Below are 17,083 nucleotides of genomic sequence, written 5' to 3'. Positions count from 1 at the left end.
AGCTTTTCAATTGTTTTTTAATTATAGGACAAACCCTCAAATCATTAGTGTACAAGCCCTTTTGCGGATATCGCCTAGGTCAGAGGGTAAGGAAAGGGATCCCTTTCCTTACCCTCTGACCTAGGTTTTTCGAATGCTTGTCCCAATTACCTAGAATCCTGTAAATACGCAGAAAAAAGCGGCTTAAAGTATTAAGCCGCTTAGTACCACAGGTCCTATATTTTCCAAATCAATACGAGCTTGGTAGGTATAGTTCAGATTTTCATCAATTTCAATTCGTTCATAAACATAAAGTACAATCCTTCGAAGTCGAGGGTCTACATCGCCTTTGTACTCTAATGAGATTGTTTTCTGAAGTACGTCTTTCATGAGAAAAATATCTGATTCAACATTTTCAATATATTGGATCTTATGCTTTCTCTCGACGATCAGTTTCTTAATGTTTGTAATCTTTTCTTTCAGTTGAATCCGATACCGTAAAAAACTATTTTTTAATTCTTGCGGTTTATCCTCATCGGAACTTAAGGTTTGAAATTCAACCTCAGCTCGGTGTATCTGAAGAATATATTCTTCGACTTGTGCTTCAAGCAATCTAATTTGTTGAGTTAATGCTAAAATGTCTTGCTGAAGCTTGCTCATAATTTCCGAATGAAGGTCTTTATGTGAGGTAGATAGGTACTTTAGAAGTATCGCTGTTAATTCTTCTTCGATAAATTTCCCGTGAACTTCCGTACTAATTAATCTAAGTTTGCAAGCTTTATTCTCGCAATAATAAATGGAGTTACCGTGATCTTTCCCGTTGTGATATTTGTACATTTGATTTTTGGATTTTAGAGCCTTATGGCATTTCATGCAAAATAGGATATCCCTAAGAAAGAAAGGTGTCTTATACTTTTTGGGTGATACTGTGCCAGATCTCTTTGATCGATACATTTCGTAGCAGAGTTCCCATTCCTCATATCGAATAAAGGTTTCAATCCGATCACAGAACCCCATGATCCATTGCTCTTTTTCTGTAAGTTGCTTGTGATAATCGCGCCGAAAGCGTTTCGCGGTTAAATAACCTACGTAAAATGGGTTTGTAATTATCATTTTGACATCGTCCTTTTTCCAATCCCGACCATGAAAGCTTTTTTCAGGTAACGAAGCTGCTATGGATAGAAGTCCCTCCCCTTCGCGGTATTTATTGAAAATGTCTATAACGATTTGTTTTTGATCTTCCAATACTACAAATTTATATTTCTCATGTGAATATAAATATCCGAATGGAAGCTTGCCCCCACGATAGACACCCTGTCTAATAAACTTATAATGATTATCTTCAGTTCGCTGCCTGATAGCGTCAGCTTCATATTTACTGTATCCATCCTTAAGAAGTTGACCTAGAAGATCACCTGTATTGTACAAGTCTCGGGTGGAACTCATTACTACTGGTATTTTTTTTGCATTCATAATAGCTCTGATCTTTTGGTGTTCCATTGCGTTTCTTGCAAGGCGAGTATGGTCATAAATCACAACAAAATCAACCGTATTGATCTCTATATAATCCATTAGGTCAGCGAGTCCTTGACGTTTATCCATATTTCGTTTCACTGCTGAAACATTTTCATCCTTGAATTCCTTAATGATTTCACAACCAAATTCTTGGACCAAATTTCTTGCGACAAAGAGTTGTGTTTCAAGTGTTTGATCATCGGTCGAGTGGCGACCATAAAAGAGACCCTTTCTACCAGGTTTCAGTACCTCATGAATCGAAATCATTATTCTACCTCATAGGAGCTTAAGTACGGATGCTTCAATTTAAGTTCCATCCCTTCTTCAGTTACATTAGCGATTATGATGATGTCTTTTAATAGTACGAGTCGTTCATGGAGTTCTAAATTTTTTAAAACCTCCATAAACTTTGTTTTATCTTTGAAGGATTTTATTTGAGCGGGCAATTCCTTTAACTTCTCAGTTTGAAAAACTATTTGTTCTTTATTTTCTCGAACTTCTTTAAGTTTCAGTTCCAATGCAACAAGTTTATTTTCTAACCCCGCTCTTTCCATCACATTTTTAATCCCAATCAACCGTTTTACACTTGAGACGATTCTCCCAGTCAAGCGATCAATGGTTTGCTCCAATTGTTTTATTTCCTGTTTCATCACGTCTGTTCTTTTTGTGAAAAACACTTTAAATAAGTTTTCACCATAGTCGGTAAGAATTGTGAAAAAGTAACTACTACAAATATCAAATATTTCAGAATCAGCTTCATCACTGAGTAATTTGATTTTATGCTCCTTACATTCGTAAACGCCTACCCAGTTCTTCATTCGTTGTCGCATTATTGTTTTTAATGGGCTCTTACAGACACCACAAGTTATAATCTCCTCAAGTAAAAAAGACCCTTTTGGTCTTTTAGATCGTAATTTTCCTGATTTCATATTTTGCAAAATGTCTTGAGCCCTGAGCCAATTTTCAACATCAATAATCACATAATCTTTGTGGCTGTAATTAACAGGATCACCTTTAAAGTTCATTTGTCTCATTCCCATATACATGGGGTTCGAGATGAGATCTTCAATAGCCTTGCTATTCCATTCGGGGTTAAATTTTTTTGTTTCCTTTAATCGCAATTTTTGAATATTGTTACGTTTTAAGTACCATCTTAATTCGTTTGTCGAATTGTATTTCTCACTTAGAAGCTCAGAGAATATTAATTTGATATTTTCTTTAGCTTCTAGCGGAGCCATTATTTTCCCAGTTTCTTCATTTATTACGTAACCATAAGGTAAATTCCCTTTGTGTTTGCCTTTTTGAAAAGTGGCAGCTCTTGCTTCGCTGATGCGAAGTTTAATCTGATCCCCTTCATGCTGACAAAGACCTGCCATAATGAGTTCATAAAATTCCCCCATCTCATCAAATCTCATTGGAGCTTCATGAGAGGCTGTGAAGTGAACTTGAACATTATGTCTTCTTAATACAGAGTAAATTTCCATGTACTCGACAACATCACGCGCCAAACGATCTCGTTTATAAATAATTAGTGTTTTTATATCTCCCTTGTTAATTCCTTCAATAACTTTGTGAAAATTACGCTTTTTAAGTGGTACGAGTTTAGCGGATACAAACTCGTCTGTAAATTCATCATCAATGAGAAGCATATTATTGGAACAGTATTGCATGGCATAAAATTGCTGCGTCCCAACAGAGTCTTCTTGTAATTCTGACGAACTACGGTAATAGGCAACTGTTAGGCTCATAAGGGTTCACCCTCTAAATAAGAATTTAATTCATTTATATGTTCGTTCGCCTTTATTATTGCTGATTGTCTTACGAGGCGGTCAGCGAGAATTTCAACGTATAACTCGAACCACTTCTGAGCAGCTTCAGGATCATTTACGTAACTCAATGAACGGACTTTTAATTTTTTACCTTCAACGACCTTTTTCATTAAAATCCTCCTTTAACGTTATCTTGATTTTTATACTCGCATTATTATGTTAAATATTGACAATAATTCGAATAATTATTCAAACATATAATTGATCGATTATGTATTTGAATGAATTCAGCTAATAATGGGTATAATTTACAATATTAAGTTATTGAAATCCAAGATGCATTTCAATGAAAAGAGGAGGAATCAAAGGGATGAATTGGAGACATCAGGATATTCCACTTGAGGCTCATCCTCATAAAGATTTAATTCATTATTACAGTCGTCAGTACAACATTCATCCATTGGTGATGTATCATTTGTTTTGTCATGGATACGACCAGCCTTCTAAAATAGAGGTTTTTTTGTTTCCCTCCATGGGTCAGCTACACAATCCATTTTTGTTTAAGGATATGAGTAAAGCTTTGAAGCGGATTGTGAAAGCAATCGTACATAAAGAAGAAATTATGGTTTTCGGTGATTACGATGTAGATGGAATCACTTCATCTGCAATTATATATAGGGCATTGAAGAAATTAGGGGCAGAAGTTCAAGTTCGTCTTCCGTTACGAGAGGAGGGCTATGGTTTAACTTCCAAAGCAGTTCAAAATTTCCCTGAGAAAACTTCATTAATAATTACCGTGGATAACGGTTCCAATGCTCATGATGCTTTAAGAACCGCTAAGCATATGGGCATAGATGTTATCGTTACAGATCATCACGAGATTTTAGAAGAAGATCCCGATTGTTTTGCTTTTATAAATCCAAAGGGAGCAGACGAAACGTATCCATTTAAGGAATTGTGCGGCGCTGGGGTTGCTTTAAAAGTGGTACAGGCTTTTTTTATGGTTTTTAAGGGTCCGTGGGCTAAGCAACTTATGGAATTCATTGAGTTTGCAGCACTTGGCACAATTGCTGATATGGTTTCGTTAACAGATGAAAATAGAGCTATTTGTTATTATGGTTTGCAAAAAATGAATGTTACGCCCTGTGAAGTCCTCAAGTGTTTCTTTTCTGTTTTGCAAATAAAAGAAATTGATAGTACAACTGTAGGGTTTCAGATCGCTCCAATTTTGAATTCATGTGGACGTATTGATGACCCCAATAAAGCATTACACGCATTCATTTCAGATGAACCGAGACAAGAAGATTTTAGGAATATGGTGTATATAGATTTGCTCAGAAAAGATATGCAGAAAATTGAATATGCTACGCTCAGGGAGACCATTTTATATAATCGTTTGCAACATGGAAAGATAATTACAATTCATGGGAGCTTCCATAAAGGAATTGCAGGAATACTTGCTGCCAGGGTTACAGAAGAATTTAAGAAACCAGCAATTGTTATTGCAAATGATGGAACTGGTTCGGCTCGGAGCGTACAAGGGACAAATTTTTCGATGATAAATACGCTGACCCGTGTTTCAAATTATTTGCAGAAGTTTGGTGGGCATAAGGCAGCTGCGGGATTAACAATTTCAACGGATTCAGCACATTTAAAAGCTTTTATTTTAGCTTTACAGTCTTCTGCCGAACTAGAGGAAGCGAATGAACCTGTTACCCATTTTCTTGCTGAATATCCGATTGAAGGATGGGATAGATCCACCATTAATGATTTCATTGCTTTAGAGCCATACGGACTAGGAAACCCTAAACCAATATTCCTAGCATCGCTATCAAATGCTTATCAGATTGCATCATTTGGCAAAGCTTCTGATCATTTGAAGTTCAGTATTGATAAAAAACAAGTTATTGCATTTGGTAAGTCAAGCTCATTGGAAGAGATCGCTTCAGGTTTCGCGGAAGGTTTATATACTTTTGGGGGAAGGAAATTTCAATTTAATTTACTGGATATTCGAACGAAGAGTTCCAAAGGGTCAGATTAATTAGGTAAGCAATATTAATTCTGATGAATGTTTAAAATGAATGAAGTAGGCAATAATAACATTCAAATGGACATTTGAATGTTATTTGCGGGGAGGGTTATACGATAGTTGTTAATGTTTCCGCGTCATTATCGCAAGAGAAATTAGAAAGAGCTCGTGAAACCATACATACACAAAGTTTAAGTGGAATTGTAGAAATGTTTAAAGCGTTGGCTGATCAAACAAGAATGAAAGTCCTTTATGTTCTTTGTCTAGAAGATGAAATGTGTGTTAGTGACATTTCCAATGTAGTCGAATGTTCCATCTCATCTGCCTCCCATCATCTTCGTCAGTTAAAACGGTTAGGCTTCACAAACGATAGAAATGTAGGTAAGACGGTTATGTATACGATTAAAAACGATCGATTGAAGCAAATGATGATGCTTGCATTGGAATCATCCCAATAATAAGAGTACCTGTTTCATTTGGGTGCTCTTTTTGTTTTCAGCAAATTGAATTGCAACTGAGTTTTAAATTAGATACAATATAGGAACAAATGTTCTAGTGTGAGGTGATGGTATGGTTTCCCAAATCGAAAAGTCAAAGTTGGATAGACCGAGTTTAAATGAAACAAAGTATGAAGAAATCATTCGAACGATGGGTGTTGCCATATTTAATGAACTATTAGTTGAGGTTTCCATTTGGTCCGATTATGGGTTACAAAAAATGATTGGCAAGATCCCCAAGGTCTCTCCTGTGACCAAACAAATACAGGTAGAAAATGATAAGGAGTATGCTTGGATAGGGATCGAGGACATAATGGATATAATTCTACAATGAGGTTAAAAAAGGTGTAATTGTATGCTGTTTTCTCCTATAAAGCCAATGATTGTTTCCATCGGTAAAGAAGCCTTTGATGATAATGAATTTATTTTTGAACCCAAATGGGACGGTTGGAGAATTCTCTTACACAAACAAGGTACACGTTTAGAAGCGTATACCCGAAATGGTAATGTTGTAACGAGTAAATTTCCTGAATTGAAGGAAGCTGTTTCTTCAATAAAAGCAGATACAGCAATATTGGATTGTGAAGGTGTATGTATTCGAGACGGCAGATCCGTGTTCGATGATTTTTCCTATCGTGGTCGTATTTCTGATTCAGCAAAAATTAAAGCAGCACTTAGAACTCATCCTGCTACTTTTGTTGCTTTTGATGTTTTACTTACTTCTTATGAGCACATGAAGGAACCACTTACGACCCGTAAAAGTCGACTGAATGAGATTATAGGTAGCACAGACATTATTACTCCAACCGCATTTATTGAAGGGCGAGGTAAGGATTTAAGCTCTTGGAGCATTGAACATGATATGGAAGGTATTGTTGCGAGTATCTATATAATATTGGACTTATACTATGTTGTACATAAATAATGTTAAGAATGCCCGTAAAATAGGCATTCTTTTTTATATGGACAAAATTCATGATTGTACACTTATATTCAATCTACTTATAGCATAAATAGAGATCTTAATAATAAAAATGTCGAATTACTGTACAATTATATTAGTTTATTGTTAAATAATGTTATAAATAATTTATTATTGTCGAAGTGGGGGAATAGTAATGTCTAATGAACTTATTGAATTTTAAAGAAAAATTAAATACAAATTTAAAGCTGATTCCATTTGGGTTGACTGGGATCGAAATAGCAAAAGACAACTTGCAATGATTTGTGATTATGATGTAACAAATAAAACAGAGGAACTACCAGAGCAGTCCCGTCTTATATTCTCACATTTATTTTAACTTTTGACAATTTCGATTTTACGTATTCGATTGTTATCTCTTTCACGCACAATGAATGTCAATGAACCATATTTCCATTCTTCACCAACGTTCAACTCAGGCTGCTTACCATATAACCATCCGCCGATTGAGTCAACATTCTCGTGGTCAATGTCAGTTCTTAATATATAATTGATCTCATCTATTAAGGCGATACCTTCTACTAAATAATGATTTTCTCCTAAGATCTCTATTTCTTTCTTTTCATCTTTATCAAACTCGTCACGAATTTCACCGACAATTTCCTCTAGAATATCTTCAATCGTTATTAAACCTGAGGTCCCGCCATATTCATCAAAAACCAGAGCTATATGCACATTTTCTCGCTGCATCTTCTTGAGCAAGGCTTTCACAGGCATGACTTCAGGAATGGTCATCATCGGTTGAAGCAATGATTTAAAATTAAAATCTGGGCTACTGAGATAGCTCAAGAAAAATTGTTTGGTATTGACGAATCCTATAATGTCGTCCTTGTTTTCTTTAGCAACGGGAAAACGAGTATATTGTTCTTTCGTAATAATAGCCATGTTATCTTCTAGCGATTTATCTGCATAAAGGCAGATCATGTCAGTACGCGGTACCATAATCTCACGCGCCAACAGCTCATCAAATGAAAAAATACGATTTACATAACCGTACTCCGTCTTATTGATTTTCCCGCTCATGTAGCTATCTGATAAAATAATACGAATTTCCTCTTCTGAATGGGCTTCTTCATGCTCGCTTGCAGGCTTAATTCCAAAAACTTTTACAAGCTGGTTAGCTGAACCATTTAACATCCAAATAAAAGGATACATGATTTTATAAAAATAAATAATTAATGGAGCTGTTACGATAGAAATTGCTTCTGCTTTTTGAATGGCTAACGTTTTGGGTGCTAATTCACCAAGTACGACATGAAGATAAGTAATGGATAAAAATGCGATGCCAAATGATAAAATATGTGATAAGTTTTCTCCTACCCCAATCAATTGGAACAGGGGATTGAGAAGCTTTTCGACCGTCGGTTCACCTAGCCAACCAAGTCCCAAGGCTGTAATCGTGATACCAAGCTGACATGCTGATAAGTAACCATCTAAATTTGAAGTAACTGTCTGAACTGCAAGGGAGTTTTTCTTGCCTTGCAAAACCATTTGATCTACGCGACTAGGACGAATTCGAATAACAGCGAATTCAGTTGCAACAAAAAAAGCAGTAAGTAGAATAAGTATTGCAATTAACAACAGATTGATAAGCATATTGACCTTCTTTCAGCTTCAATGTTTAGTTCCTTCATGAGTAGTTTTTAAACTAAGTTTACGTGAACTAATTTTATCTTGTTTGGAAAAACTTATCAATGTTACATGGGTTCGTACTTCTATCCTTCAAAGCAAATCGAGCAGTATAACTCATGATTTGATGGTCATACTTGATACTAACTAACTTCCTCAAAGGAGAGTGGTAAGTATTCTTGTAAATATCATTTTGGGTTTTATTATTCCATGGATATTCGGATTGTTTTTATATAAAAAAGCTTCAAATATTGTGATACTTATAAGTCCGATTTCCTCAATCATCTCTTCAGTTATTAACGCTGTTGGATATCACCTAGAGTTTTGGGATTTCACCCCATTGATTCAGAATGATGAAACCATTTCTGCACTACCATTTGATATTGGACTGTACCCTGTGACAACCAGCTTTATGATTTATTGGATTCATTCTAAGAATCATAAACCGATTATGAGCTTACTCATTTTCTGTGCACTATTAACTGGGATTGAATTCATTGGTGTCTTAATCCACAAAGTTCAATATAGTAACGGCTGGAATCTTGGTTGGACTTTTGTGTCCTATTTCATCGCTGAAATAATAGTATACGGGTACTACGTCCTCGGAAAAAGACAGGGTATTAACTTTAATAGCAAAAAGTGAGGGGATTAACTCCCTCACTTTTTTATTTTATGCACACTTAAGCCTCATCTGATTTGTTGACTCAACATTTGTTTAAATGCTCTTGAAAATAAGTAGTCTACCCAATACAAAATAAAGATTCAATACCCGAGTATTCAGATTTTCTATGAGATGCCACCGCATCAGTGTACTATTGGAATTGTACAGAAATAACGACTATTTTTGTACATAGGTTAAATATGTACATATTAAAATTATTTCAAATATGCTAGGTTTATAATGAAAAGGATAAGTATAATATTTTATGTACATGGTTTTTATATAGATACTTTCGAAAAGAAAAGACTCTAAGTATGTCTTAGGTGTAGAAACGAAAGATTGGTTGAAAATTAAGAATTTCAAAACGATCGACGCAATTATTTTAGGTTATCGAACCGAACCACAGTTTGGTTTGGTATTAGGACTGCACTTTAAAACAGTTAGGTATAAGCCTGTCGGTATTGTTGAATTTGGTTTTAGGGTCGATGACAAGCGGGCATTTTTAGAAATAGCAAAGCAGATACAAACTAGAATTGATAAGAAAACATATTGGATTGAACCAATGCTTTGTTGTCAGATTCAATATTTAGAGCGAACCGATCAACATCAGCTTCGAACGACCATATTTAAAGGGTTTTTGTTTGATAAAGACCCTGAAAACTGCTATTGGACGTATTAATTATCTTAAATTTTGTGTCTAGTTCACTCCCCAAAAGTCAATAATGATAATGAAAATTTGTTAAGGGGAGATTGTTACAATGTCATATGTAATTGTTGTGTTAATAGTCGCTGGTTTTATGGGATTTTACCTTTTAAAGACGAAACAGGAACTAGATTCGATAAGACGATCAGCTATTGATTTTATATCAGTCAACGAAGAGATGAAAAAAACGCTCCTTGTCGGTTTGTATCAGCGTTATAAGAAAAGTGATGATCCAGAAAAAGAAAACCCATTAGACTTTGAACGATTCGTTGCTAAGATTATGTCTGATGTAAATCAAAGTGAAGCATTTGTAACTAGTGGATCGGGTGATTTCGGAGTTGATATTGAAGAAAAACGTGGTGATGGGTTGTATCTTGGGCAAATAAAATGTTATGCCGACTATAACCCAGTCTCTTTTGATCCGATTGCGATTATTCACTCGCAAATGATAAAACAAAATGCTAAAGGTGGTTATGTAATTACCACGAGCACTTTTACCCCAAATGCAAGGGCTTATGCAGAGGGATTAAATATAAGACTAATTGAAGGGCGAGAATTAATTGATTTGTGGGTTAGAAGTTTGGAGCATAAAAATGCTTCATCAAAATTTATTTTCAATCCTTCTACTGCTTGAATTAAAAGGGAGTCCGCTATGCAAGAGCGGACTCCCTTTTAATTAGCAGCATGCGCTATAAAAGCTTTTCCATTGCCATAACATCAATAAATTCCCCATCTAGGATTCCTTGATTCTGAAATACACCCACTTCGCGGTACCCTGCTTTTCGATACAAACTTTGCCCCAGATGATTAAACGGAAACGTGAATAGAACAATTTTGTAGAACTTATTTTCTTTTCCCACTGTTTCGATTTCACGAAGCAGCTGACCACCAATTCCTTTGCCGCGGTGATCCCGATTGATATAAATCGATAAGTCACCAACGCCATCATAGGCACATCTGTTGCTATATGGGTTAATTGAAGCCCAACCGACAACATTTCCATTATCTTCGGCTACGAGAACACTAAATTGCCCTTGATGCTTCTCGAACCACTCTTGCATGTAGATTTCATCTTTTGTTTCCGATTCTAACGTAGCGATGCGGTCTTCGACCCCTTGATTATAAATCTGAAGAATGTTTGAGATATCAGCTTTGGTAGCTCTTCGAATTAACAACATGTATTTTTAGCTCTGAAATCAGTTAATTTAATGCTTGTTGTTGTCGGTTCAGGTGTTGTGCAACATACAGAAGAAACAGGGATTACGTGATCTTCTGCTGCTTCGAATTCTGAATCTTCACGTGTATAAAAGACTCCCCATGGATTAGGCGAAATCACTTAATTTTGTATCTAATTTCAAATTAATAGAAACTTTTTACAATTTGCTCGCGTCTAGTTATGTGTGAGAGGAGATGAAGCAATGATAAGAAAAAAAATATTTGGATATTCGGGTATTTTTTCATTATTCATGAGTTTATTGATGCCTGCGGGGAGCTCTCTAGCCGCAGATGTTAGCGTGAGGGTTACGCTGCCAGACTTTGAGGTAAACTTGAACGGTCATAAGGTTGAAAATAAGTTCTGTGAATACCCGCTCTTGGTTTATCGCGATATCACTTACTTTCCGATGACCTGGTATGATACTAGACTGCTTGGCTTGGAAGCGAATTGGTCACCAGATGAGGGTTTGAACATTAAGCAAAACCAGGTGACTTCCTCATATGTGCCGTATAATTCAGATCATCGTAATGCGGCTACCTACTCAGCCGAGGTCCCCACATCGACTGTTACGATTAACGGCAAGGAAATTGACAACACAAAAGAAAAGTATCCATTGTTAAGCTTCCGAGACATCACATATTTCCCTATGACATGGCGCTTCGCACATGACGATTTCGGATGGGATTATAATTGGGACAATAACAGCGGACTTAGCATCACGTCCAATAACCCGCAGATTCAAACGGTCGACCTTCCTGCATATGCTGGTAAGAACGATGTTACCCTTTTCAAGGGATATTACTATTTCGTCGAGACGACGGGTACTACGAACCATGTATATCGTGCTCCCGTGCAGCAGTCGTCCCTCAAGGAGGAGATATATTCTTATAACTTCGGCACCACAGATAGGATGCCAAGGGTAATATCCTTTCAAATCCGTGACAACACGCTGTGGTTTACCTACCACCTCGGGGAAGGTGTTACGGGTAGCGACAAGTTCGTGAAAATCAGTGATGACGGGAAAGCTGAGTTGATGCTCTCAGGATATTTGGACTTCCGCGACACGCCTGACGGCACGTTGATCGTCCTTCACGGCGCTGCGGCATACGAAAGAGGCAACTTGTATTTATTGCCTCCAGGACAGGATGAAACGAACAGAAAGCGTGTAGGAGATTCAGGCGTGTTATACGGCAGTCATGTCACGTATAACGGCGATGTTGAAGACGTTGCAAATGCTTTCTCGACATCCGTAATCGGAGACGATGTTTACGTGCTAGCATCACACGTCCAATCCGACGTAAATAAAATTTACAAAATCAACCTGAAAACGAATAAAAACACTATGATCGTCGACACAAGTGTCAACTGGTTCCGAATTATCAATAACAAGCTATACTATGTAAAAGACAAGGACAAAGCATTATATTCGTCTAAGTTGGACGGGACGGGCGAAGTGAAACTGTCCGACCATGCTGTGTCATGGTTTGACAGCATCAACGGCAACGTATTTTACACAACCAAGAAGGAAGATAACTTATACGAGCTTTATAAAGCGGATTCGAACGGGGAAGATCCACTCGTATGGACAACGCCTATCGTCGGCGTACAAGTGTTGAATGAGCGGCTCGTATGCAAGCTTAGCGAAAACGATGACTACGGACTTGTACTGCTAGGCGGTTCAGGCAGCTTGGTGCTTGAAGTAGCGGACCCTATCTCGCGAATACTCACATCCGACAATGGGATTTTAATCCAATCCTCTAGGGATTCCTCATTCAAATTTATTCGTTGAACGAAATTATATTTTTATATACATGCCTATTTAATTCGCTAATTAGTGACGATTCTAAGCGGTCGCGAGTTCTGCTAACGATAGTTAAATTAACCGCCTTTTCAAAGGGAGGTTTTCTTTTTGGGTAAAAAACAACATTAAACATAACCAATAGTAAAAAACTGCAAACGATTTGTTGCTGCTGTTGACTGGTGTATTTGATTTTAACTCGTTAACTAAAAAAGCAATAGGCAGCCCATAGAGGTTGTCCATTGCTTTTTGGTGTTATTTGTTCGTAGAAGGTATTACTTACCTCGTTCTTAGGAATTGACAAGTTTCCTTCGAATATTTCTCATCATTACTGTCAGTTACGATTTCATTATCGTGAGATTGTATGAGAATATTGCTTCCCATCAGTTCTCCATTTAAAAAGACTGAAATGGGTTGATGGAATACGCGCATCCGTTCAAAATCCGAGTGTTCGATGAGTTGCCGTTGTTTTGCCATGTTGCACTCCTCTAAAGAAAAATGATATGCACTATTATTACATATATAGGGTGCTATTTACAGACGTTTTTGTATTGTGTTGATAATATTGAAATCACTCCATATAATATAAGAACCAATGTTCCCGTGTGGTGGTGAAGCAAACTTGGACTCAACACAGAAATTAACTGCTACGTATGTTTCACGATATTTAAATGATTGTTTTGGATTGGAAATATGTCCTGATGATTTATTACGAAAATATCCATGGCACAGGATTGTTTGGTATCACTTTTTTGCCTATGCTTATTACAAAGAAAAAAACTATTATGAGAGTTGGGATGAAGTGCCTGATCCAGTTGAAGGTATGACTGTAAATATCATCTCTTTGGAGGTGCTGGATCGATTTCAGTATAGAAAAGGAGTTTGGCATGATCTCGGATCTGCTACTGCGGATTGTTGGAAGTGATCGCAACAGAAAAATAGTTAAGCACATTGACTCGACCGACTATGAATTAAACTTGAAATTAATGAAACCACTCCACGAAAAAATAAAGGCGCATCTTTTTTGTAATGGCATAATAAATAGAAAACCCCACGAAATAATTAGTGGGGATTTACCTTAACTTCAATACTTTACTCCAGGTACACGAAGCTCAAACGGGAAAGTGATTTTCTCACCTTGGTTTGTGAATGCATTAACTTCCATTTGAATGACGCCAGCTGCGTGTAAAAAGTCTCCTGTCAGACGATATTCACCGTTACCTAACGAGAAAGCATTGTCTTCAACAATCCAATTGGGAGGCATTATAAATTTAACACGAACTTGTTCAAAGTCTTGTTGTTTATCAAACCAAATAGAGATTTCATTAGTCCCCATTTTCAGAGGTGTAATTCCTACAGTAGCCTTCACATCTTTAATAATTACTGTTTTGGGATAAACGCCTTGCTCGGCTTCTTTTGGAGAGAGATCAATCAATACAGCGGCGACGATTAGAATAACACCTGCGATATAAACCTCAATTTTCAATTGCCTTAATAAGCGTAAGGACATAGTAGAAAACTTCTTTAAATATCTCATTTGCAAATAGCCAATGATTAATATTTCAATAAATAAAACTATTTTTGTAACAATGAGTTTACCCCAATTGCTGGCAAGAAAAGTTTCAATACTATATGAGGTTACATAGTTGTTTGACATCCATAACCCCGTTATCGCAATAACAAGGATACTTCCGAATGCCCATTTTGAGTACGCTTTTCCAACGACTTTAAGCCAGTCCATTGCGTTTTCTTTGGGTAGCATTAACAAAATACATATTAAACCACCCATCCATACAGATACAGCTAACAAGTGAGCCCCATCCAAAACAACACCTAATATTCCACCATAGCTTTGAGTAGAAGAATGTCCAGTAAAAGCCCACAGCAACACGGTAATTGCGAGTAGTGTTACTCGAAAGCCCCCTTTGGAAAACCAAAATCCAATTGTCAGGAGGATGATCTGAATGATTGGGACCCAAACAAATGAAAACGTAAAGAATTCATTTAACTGTACTTGCTTATAATTAATTCTGTTTATAATGAACTCAACAATAAAGCCGAATGTTGCTATTCCATAAAATAATATTGAAGCTTTTCTCCAGCGGGGAACATTACCTTGCCCCTTAGTCACGAATAATTCTAAGAACATTCCACCTGTTAGCGACAGTAATCCCACAAAAGCAAGCCAATGAGCAAACTGCAAAAAACCTATATGACTAAATAATGAGTCTTTTGAGATACCATTAGACCCTTTTAATGACGTATATTCTTGCACTGCAAAATAATAAACGCCATTCTTTTCAAACTTACCTACAGTCGCATACCAATGGACAGAGTAGGTTCCCTTGTGAAGTCGATTACTTATTTTTACGGTAAAGCGATTTGGATTTAAAGTGTCTTGAACTGGCTCACTAGTTGGAATCACTTTATCTTGATCATCAAACAAACCAAATGCCGTTACTTGGGTCTTATCTGTAAACCAAAGATCGACTTGTTCAGGAGATGCGGATAAGATGGTTCCATCATCTGGATTCGACCTCTCTAATTTAAAACTTCGAAGCATCTCTTCTTGTGACCGAACTGGCTTCTTAACTTCAAACTGATAATTCTCCTTTACTTGATGTCCATCATAACTAATCGCATCAATTTTCACTGAGTAATTCCCAGGTGAAAGAGCGAATGGAAGCGCCGCTGTTACATGTCGTTTGTCATTTTGGTCAAGTTGAGGTTTTTCAAGTGGAATATTCTCATTTTTCTCACTGGATACACTAACTGAACCTTGGAATACTTCTACAGGATCTTCAAACCAAAGTTCGATTTGCTTGGGTGTCGTTTCTAATACTTCCCCTGCTTGTGGTGACATTTGTTCAATCGGAGAATGAGCGTAAGTGAGATCTATGTTAAAGAAAAACCCAAATAGCAGTCCTGCAACAATTGAAATAATTCGATTCTTCATAAATAAACCTCTCTAATGTCTATGGATAATAATTCTTCCAATGAAGATATGGCGGCGCACTTTTTTGTCATTTTGGGAGCACAGTTTTTAGGTATTTCTCAATGATTTGTTCATCCATTTGCCCAATATTGATGTGTGAGATATGACCATCAGGAGTTATAAAAACAGAATATGGTAGTTCATTTGCTTGGTAAGCATTTGCAACTTCAAGTCCAGGGTCTAAGACAATGGGGAAATGGACTCCTAATGCTTTCACATATGCCGAAACCGTATTCTGTGGTTCGCTGGCATCAATTCCAATCACAACAATACCTTTATCTTTGTATTTTTGAAATTGGCTTTCTAAAGCGGGCATTTCTTCACGGCAAGGCTTACAAAAGGTTCCCCAGAAATTTAATATAATGCCCTTTCCTTTATAGTCCGCGAGTGATAAATCGATTCCATCTAGTGCTTTAAGTTTAAAATCAATTGCAGGACTTCCTTGATGGAGGGAATCCCCCGAATTTGATTTATGAGAAATCCACGTAAATCCAGCTAAACCTAAGATAACAATGACCATCAGCCACTGAAGAATTCGATGGTTCAAGTAAGACTCTCCTTTCTATCAAAAACCCGTAAAGCCTCCGTATAGACGAATAAAAACTAGGGTGATTTGAGTAAGTTGTCCAGTATAAAGCAAAATTCCCGTCAATATCATAATGCCCCCACCTATTTTCATAAATAAAGTCGAATAGGTCTGAAGCCATTTCATTTTGCTAATGAAAAAAGCAAGAACAAAAAAGGGAATGATAAATCCTAATGTATAAGAAAAAACATATAAGATTGCCTTATTAGGTTCAGCAACCCCTAACGTAATCACAGCCGATAAGATGGGTCCAACACAAGGAGTCCAGCCAGCTGCGTAAGTAATCCCAACGACAAAAGAACCCAGATAACCAGCAGGTTTATTTTGAAGCTGAAATTTCTTCTCTCTCATTAAGAGTTGTGGCTTAAATATGCCTACCATCACTAGTCCCATAAGAAAAATAAGTACACCACCAATTTGGCTAATGAACTGTTGGTTGGAAGAAAACAATCTTCCCAACCAACTTGCCGATAATCCAAGTGCAATAAAAATGGTGGAAAAACCTAACATAAAAAACAACGTATGCATGAGTGCATTTCGTTTTATTAACCCCTTACCTTGCTTAACATCTTGAATAGATACTCCCGTTATGTAAGAAAGAAACGAAGGATACAGCGGCAGACAGCAGGGGGAGACAAAAGAAAGAAAGCCAGCACCGAAAGCCAGCCACACAGTTAAATCGGCAACATTCAAGTTATTCAACTCCAAGAACAAAATTCATAAA

Annotated in this window: 18 protein-coding genes; 9 read left to right on the top strand and 9 right to left on the bottom strand. The window is 36.8% G+C overall.

What is annotated here, in order from left to right:
* Positions 1–183: 183 nt before the first annotated feature.
* From ASG93_RS25385 to ASG93_RS25375, 3 genes are read right to left on the bottom strand one after another with little or no spacing between them, the layout of a single operon-like run.
* Positions 184–1,761, bottom strand: coding sequence for a recombinase family protein (locus ASG93_RS25385; protein WP_056836491.1), 1,578 nt, complete (start codon positions 1,759–1,761; stop codon positions 184–186).
* A complete protein-coding gene (locus ASG93_RS25380) occupies positions 1,761–3,242 on the bottom strand; it encodes a recombinase family protein (RefSeq protein ID WP_056836489.1) in 1,482 nt (493 codons plus the stop codon). Before ASG93_RS25380 ends, ASG93_RS25385 begins: the two co-directional genes overlap by 1 nt.
* Positions 3,239–3,433, bottom strand: a complete 195-nt coding sequence (locus ASG93_RS25375; protein WP_056836488.1) for a hypothetical protein — start codon at positions 3,431–3,433, stop codon at positions 3,239–3,241. The genes ASG93_RS25380 and ASG93_RS25375 overlap by 4 nt, the downstream gene beginning before the upstream one ends.
* Positions 3,434–3,633: 200 nt before the next feature.
* On the opposite strand from ASG93_RS25375, the gene recJ reads away from it, so the two are divergent.
* The 4 genes from recJ to ASG93_RS25355 all read left to right on the top strand — a co-directional run bounded on the left by recJ (position 3,634) and on the right by ASG93_RS25355 (position 6,714).
* Positions 3,634–5,304, top strand: coding sequence for a single-stranded-DNA-specific exonuclease RecJ (recJ, locus tag ASG93_RS25370; protein WP_056836486.1), 1,671 nt, complete (start codon positions 3,634–3,636; stop codon positions 5,302–5,304).
* A 197-nt stretch (positions 5,305–5,501) separates the two neighbouring features.
* Entirely contained in the window at positions 5,502–5,750 is a 249-nt protein-coding gene (locus ASG93_RS25365; protein ID WP_082615086.1) for an ArsR/SmtB family transcription factor, read from the top strand.
* A gap of 112 nt (positions 5,751–5,862) precedes the next feature.
* Positions 5,863–6,123: a YolD-like family protein gene (locus ASG93_RS25360; RefSeq protein ID WP_056836485.1), complete on the top strand. Its 261-nt coding sequence runs from the start codon at positions 5,863–5,865 to the stop codon at positions 6,121–6,123.
* Positions 6,124–6,144: 21 nt separating this feature from the next.
* Positions 6,145–6,714, top strand: coding sequence for a hypothetical protein (locus ASG93_RS25355; protein WP_056836483.1), 570 nt, complete (start codon positions 6,145–6,147; stop codon positions 6,712–6,714).
* Positions 6,715–7,086: 372 nt separating this feature from the next.
* Here the strand turns inward: ASG93_RS25355 and ASG93_RS25350 are convergent, their stop codons facing one another.
* Positions 7,087–8,367, bottom strand: coding sequence for a hemolysin family protein (locus ASG93_RS25350; RefSeq protein WP_056836481.1), 1,281 nt, complete (start codon positions 8,365–8,367; stop codon positions 7,087–7,089).
* 199 nt (positions 8,368–8,566) lie between these two features.
* Here ASG93_RS25350 and ASG93_RS37275 point away from each other — a divergent pair, with 199 nt between their 5' ends.
* From ASG93_RS37275 to ASG93_RS25335, 3 genes are all read left to right on the top strand, one after another.
* Positions 8,567–9,043 (top strand): CBO0543 family protein, encoded by a 477-nt coding sequence (locus ASG93_RS37275; protein ID WP_056836479.1) that lies wholly within the window; start codon positions 8,567–8,569, stop codon positions 9,041–9,043.
* Between the two features lie 361 nt (positions 9,044–9,404).
* Complete coding sequence (locus ASG93_RS25340; RefSeq protein WP_056836477.1) at positions 9,405–9,740, top strand: hypothetical protein; 336 nt, start codon at positions 9,405–9,407, stop codon at positions 9,738–9,740.
* A 79-nt stretch (positions 9,741–9,819) separates the two neighbouring features.
* Complete coding sequence (locus tag ASG93_RS25335; RefSeq protein ID WP_056836475.1) at positions 9,820–10,398, top strand: restriction endonuclease; 579 nt, start codon at positions 9,820–9,822, stop codon at positions 10,396–10,398.
* Positions 10,399–10,453: 55 nt separating this feature from the next.
* Here ASG93_RS25335 and ASG93_RS25330 read toward each other — a convergent pair whose 3' ends face one another.
* Positions 10,454–10,942 carry an arsinothricin resistance N-acetyltransferase ArsN1 family A gene (locus ASG93_RS25330; RefSeq protein WP_056836472.1) on the bottom strand — a complete coding sequence of 163 codons (489 nt, stop codon included), beginning with the start codon at positions 10,940–10,942 and terminating at the stop codon, positions 10,454–10,456.
* Between the two features lie 240 nt (positions 10,943–11,182).
* Here ASG93_RS25330 and ASG93_RS25325 point away from each other — a divergent pair, with 240 nt between their 5' ends.
* On the top strand, positions 11,183–12,769 hold the full coding sequence (locus ASG93_RS25325) for a DUF5050 domain-containing protein (RefSeq protein ID WP_056836470.1): 1,587 nt from the start codon (positions 11,183–11,185) through the stop codon (positions 12,767–12,769).
* A gap of 288 nt (positions 12,770–13,057) precedes the next feature.
* Here the strand turns inward: ASG93_RS25325 and ASG93_RS25320 are convergent, their stop codons facing one another.
* Positions 13,058–13,255, bottom strand: coding sequence for a hypothetical protein (locus tag ASG93_RS25320; protein ID WP_056836468.1), 198 nt, complete (start codon positions 13,253–13,255; stop codon positions 13,058–13,060).
* A gap of 145 nt (positions 13,256–13,400) precedes the next feature.
* On the opposite strand from ASG93_RS25320, the gene ASG93_RS35425 reads away from it, so the two are divergent.
* A complete protein-coding gene (locus ASG93_RS35425) occupies positions 13,401–13,703 on the top strand; it encodes a hypothetical protein (RefSeq protein WP_156411034.1) in 303 nt (100 codons plus the stop codon).
* A gap of 159 nt (positions 13,704–13,862) precedes the next feature.
* Here the strand turns inward: ASG93_RS35425 and ASG93_RS25310 are convergent, their stop codons facing one another.
* The 3 genes from ASG93_RS25310 to ASG93_RS25300 all read right to left on the bottom strand — a co-directional run bounded on the left by ASG93_RS25310 (position 13,863) and on the right by ASG93_RS25300 (position 17,052).
* Complete coding sequence (locus ASG93_RS25310; protein WP_056836464.1) at positions 13,863–15,734, bottom strand: copper resistance CopC/CopD family protein; 1,872 nt, start codon at positions 15,732–15,734, stop codon at positions 13,863–13,865.
* Between the two features lie 67 nt (positions 15,735–15,801).
* Positions 15,802–16,320 (bottom strand): redoxin domain-containing protein, encoded by a 519-nt coding sequence (locus ASG93_RS25305; protein ID WP_082615085.1) that lies wholly within the window; start codon positions 16,318–16,320, stop codon positions 15,802–15,804.
* Between the two features lie 18 nt (positions 16,321–16,338).
* On the bottom strand, positions 16,339–17,052 hold the full coding sequence (locus ASG93_RS25300; RefSeq protein WP_056836462.1) for a cytochrome c biogenesis CcdA family protein: 714 nt from the start codon (positions 17,050–17,052) through the stop codon (positions 16,339–16,341).
* Positions 17,053–17,083 lie beyond the last annotated feature (31 nt).

Source organism: Paenibacillus sp. Soil787, assembly GCF_001429545.1.
Lineage (GTDB): Bacteria > Bacillota > Bacilli > Paenibacillales > NBRC-103111 > Paenibacillus_E.
The sequence above is the reverse complement of the archived record's forward strand: the minus strand, read 5'-3'. Positions and strand labels throughout refer to the sequence as shown.

Excerpts from the sequence above, each read along its gene's own strand:
- ASG93_RS25335 (WP_056836475.1), top strand. The coding sequence starts at position 9,820 with ATGTCATATGTAATTGTTGTGTTAATAGTCGCTGGTTTTATGGGATTT.
- recJ (WP_056836486.1), top strand. The coding sequence starts at position 3,634 with ATGAATTGGAGACATCAGGATATTCCACTTGAGGCTCATCCTCATAAA.
- ASG93_RS25325 (WP_056836470.1), top strand. The coding sequence starts at position 11,183 with ATGATAAGAAAAAAAATATTTGGATATTCGGGTATTTTTTCATTATTC.
- ASG93_RS25310 (WP_056836464.1), bottom strand. The coding sequence starts at position 15,734 with ATGAAGAATCGAATTATTTCAATTGTTGCAGGACTGCTATTTGGGTTT.
- ASG93_RS25360 (WP_056836485.1), top strand. The coding sequence starts at position 5,863 with ATGGTTTCCCAAATCGAAAAGTCAAAGTTGGATAGACCGAGTTTAAAT.
- ASG93_RS25385 (WP_056836491.1), bottom strand. The coding sequence starts at position 1,761 with ATGATTTCGATTCATGAGGTACTGAAACCTGGTAGAAAGGGTCTCTTT.
- ASG93_RS25375 (WP_056836488.1), bottom strand. The coding sequence starts at position 3,433 with ATGAAAAAGGTCGTTGAAGGTAAAAAATTAAAAGTCCGTTCATTGAGT.
- ASG93_RS25350 (WP_056836481.1), bottom strand. The coding sequence starts at position 8,367 with ATGCTTATCAATCTGTTGTTAATTGCAATACTTATTCTACTTACTGCT.
- ASG93_RS25330 (WP_056836472.1), bottom strand. The coding sequence starts at position 10,942 with ATGTTGTTAATTCGAAGAGCTACCAAAGCTGATATCTCAAACATTCTT.
- ASG93_RS25365 (WP_082615086.1), top strand. The coding sequence starts at position 5,502 with ATGTTTAAAGCGTTGGCTGATCAAACAAGAATGAAAGTCCTTTATGTT.
- ASG93_RS25355 (WP_056836483.1), top strand. The coding sequence starts at position 6,145 with ATGCTGTTTTCTCCTATAAAGCCAATGATTGTTTCCATCGGTAAAGAA.
- ASG93_RS25380 (WP_056836489.1), bottom strand. The coding sequence starts at position 3,242 with ATGAGCCTAACAGTTGCCTATTACCGTAGTTCGTCAGAATTACAAGAA.
- ASG93_RS25320 (WP_056836468.1), bottom strand. The coding sequence starts at position 13,255 with ATGGCAAAACAACGGCAACTCATCGAACACTCGGATTTTGAACGGATG.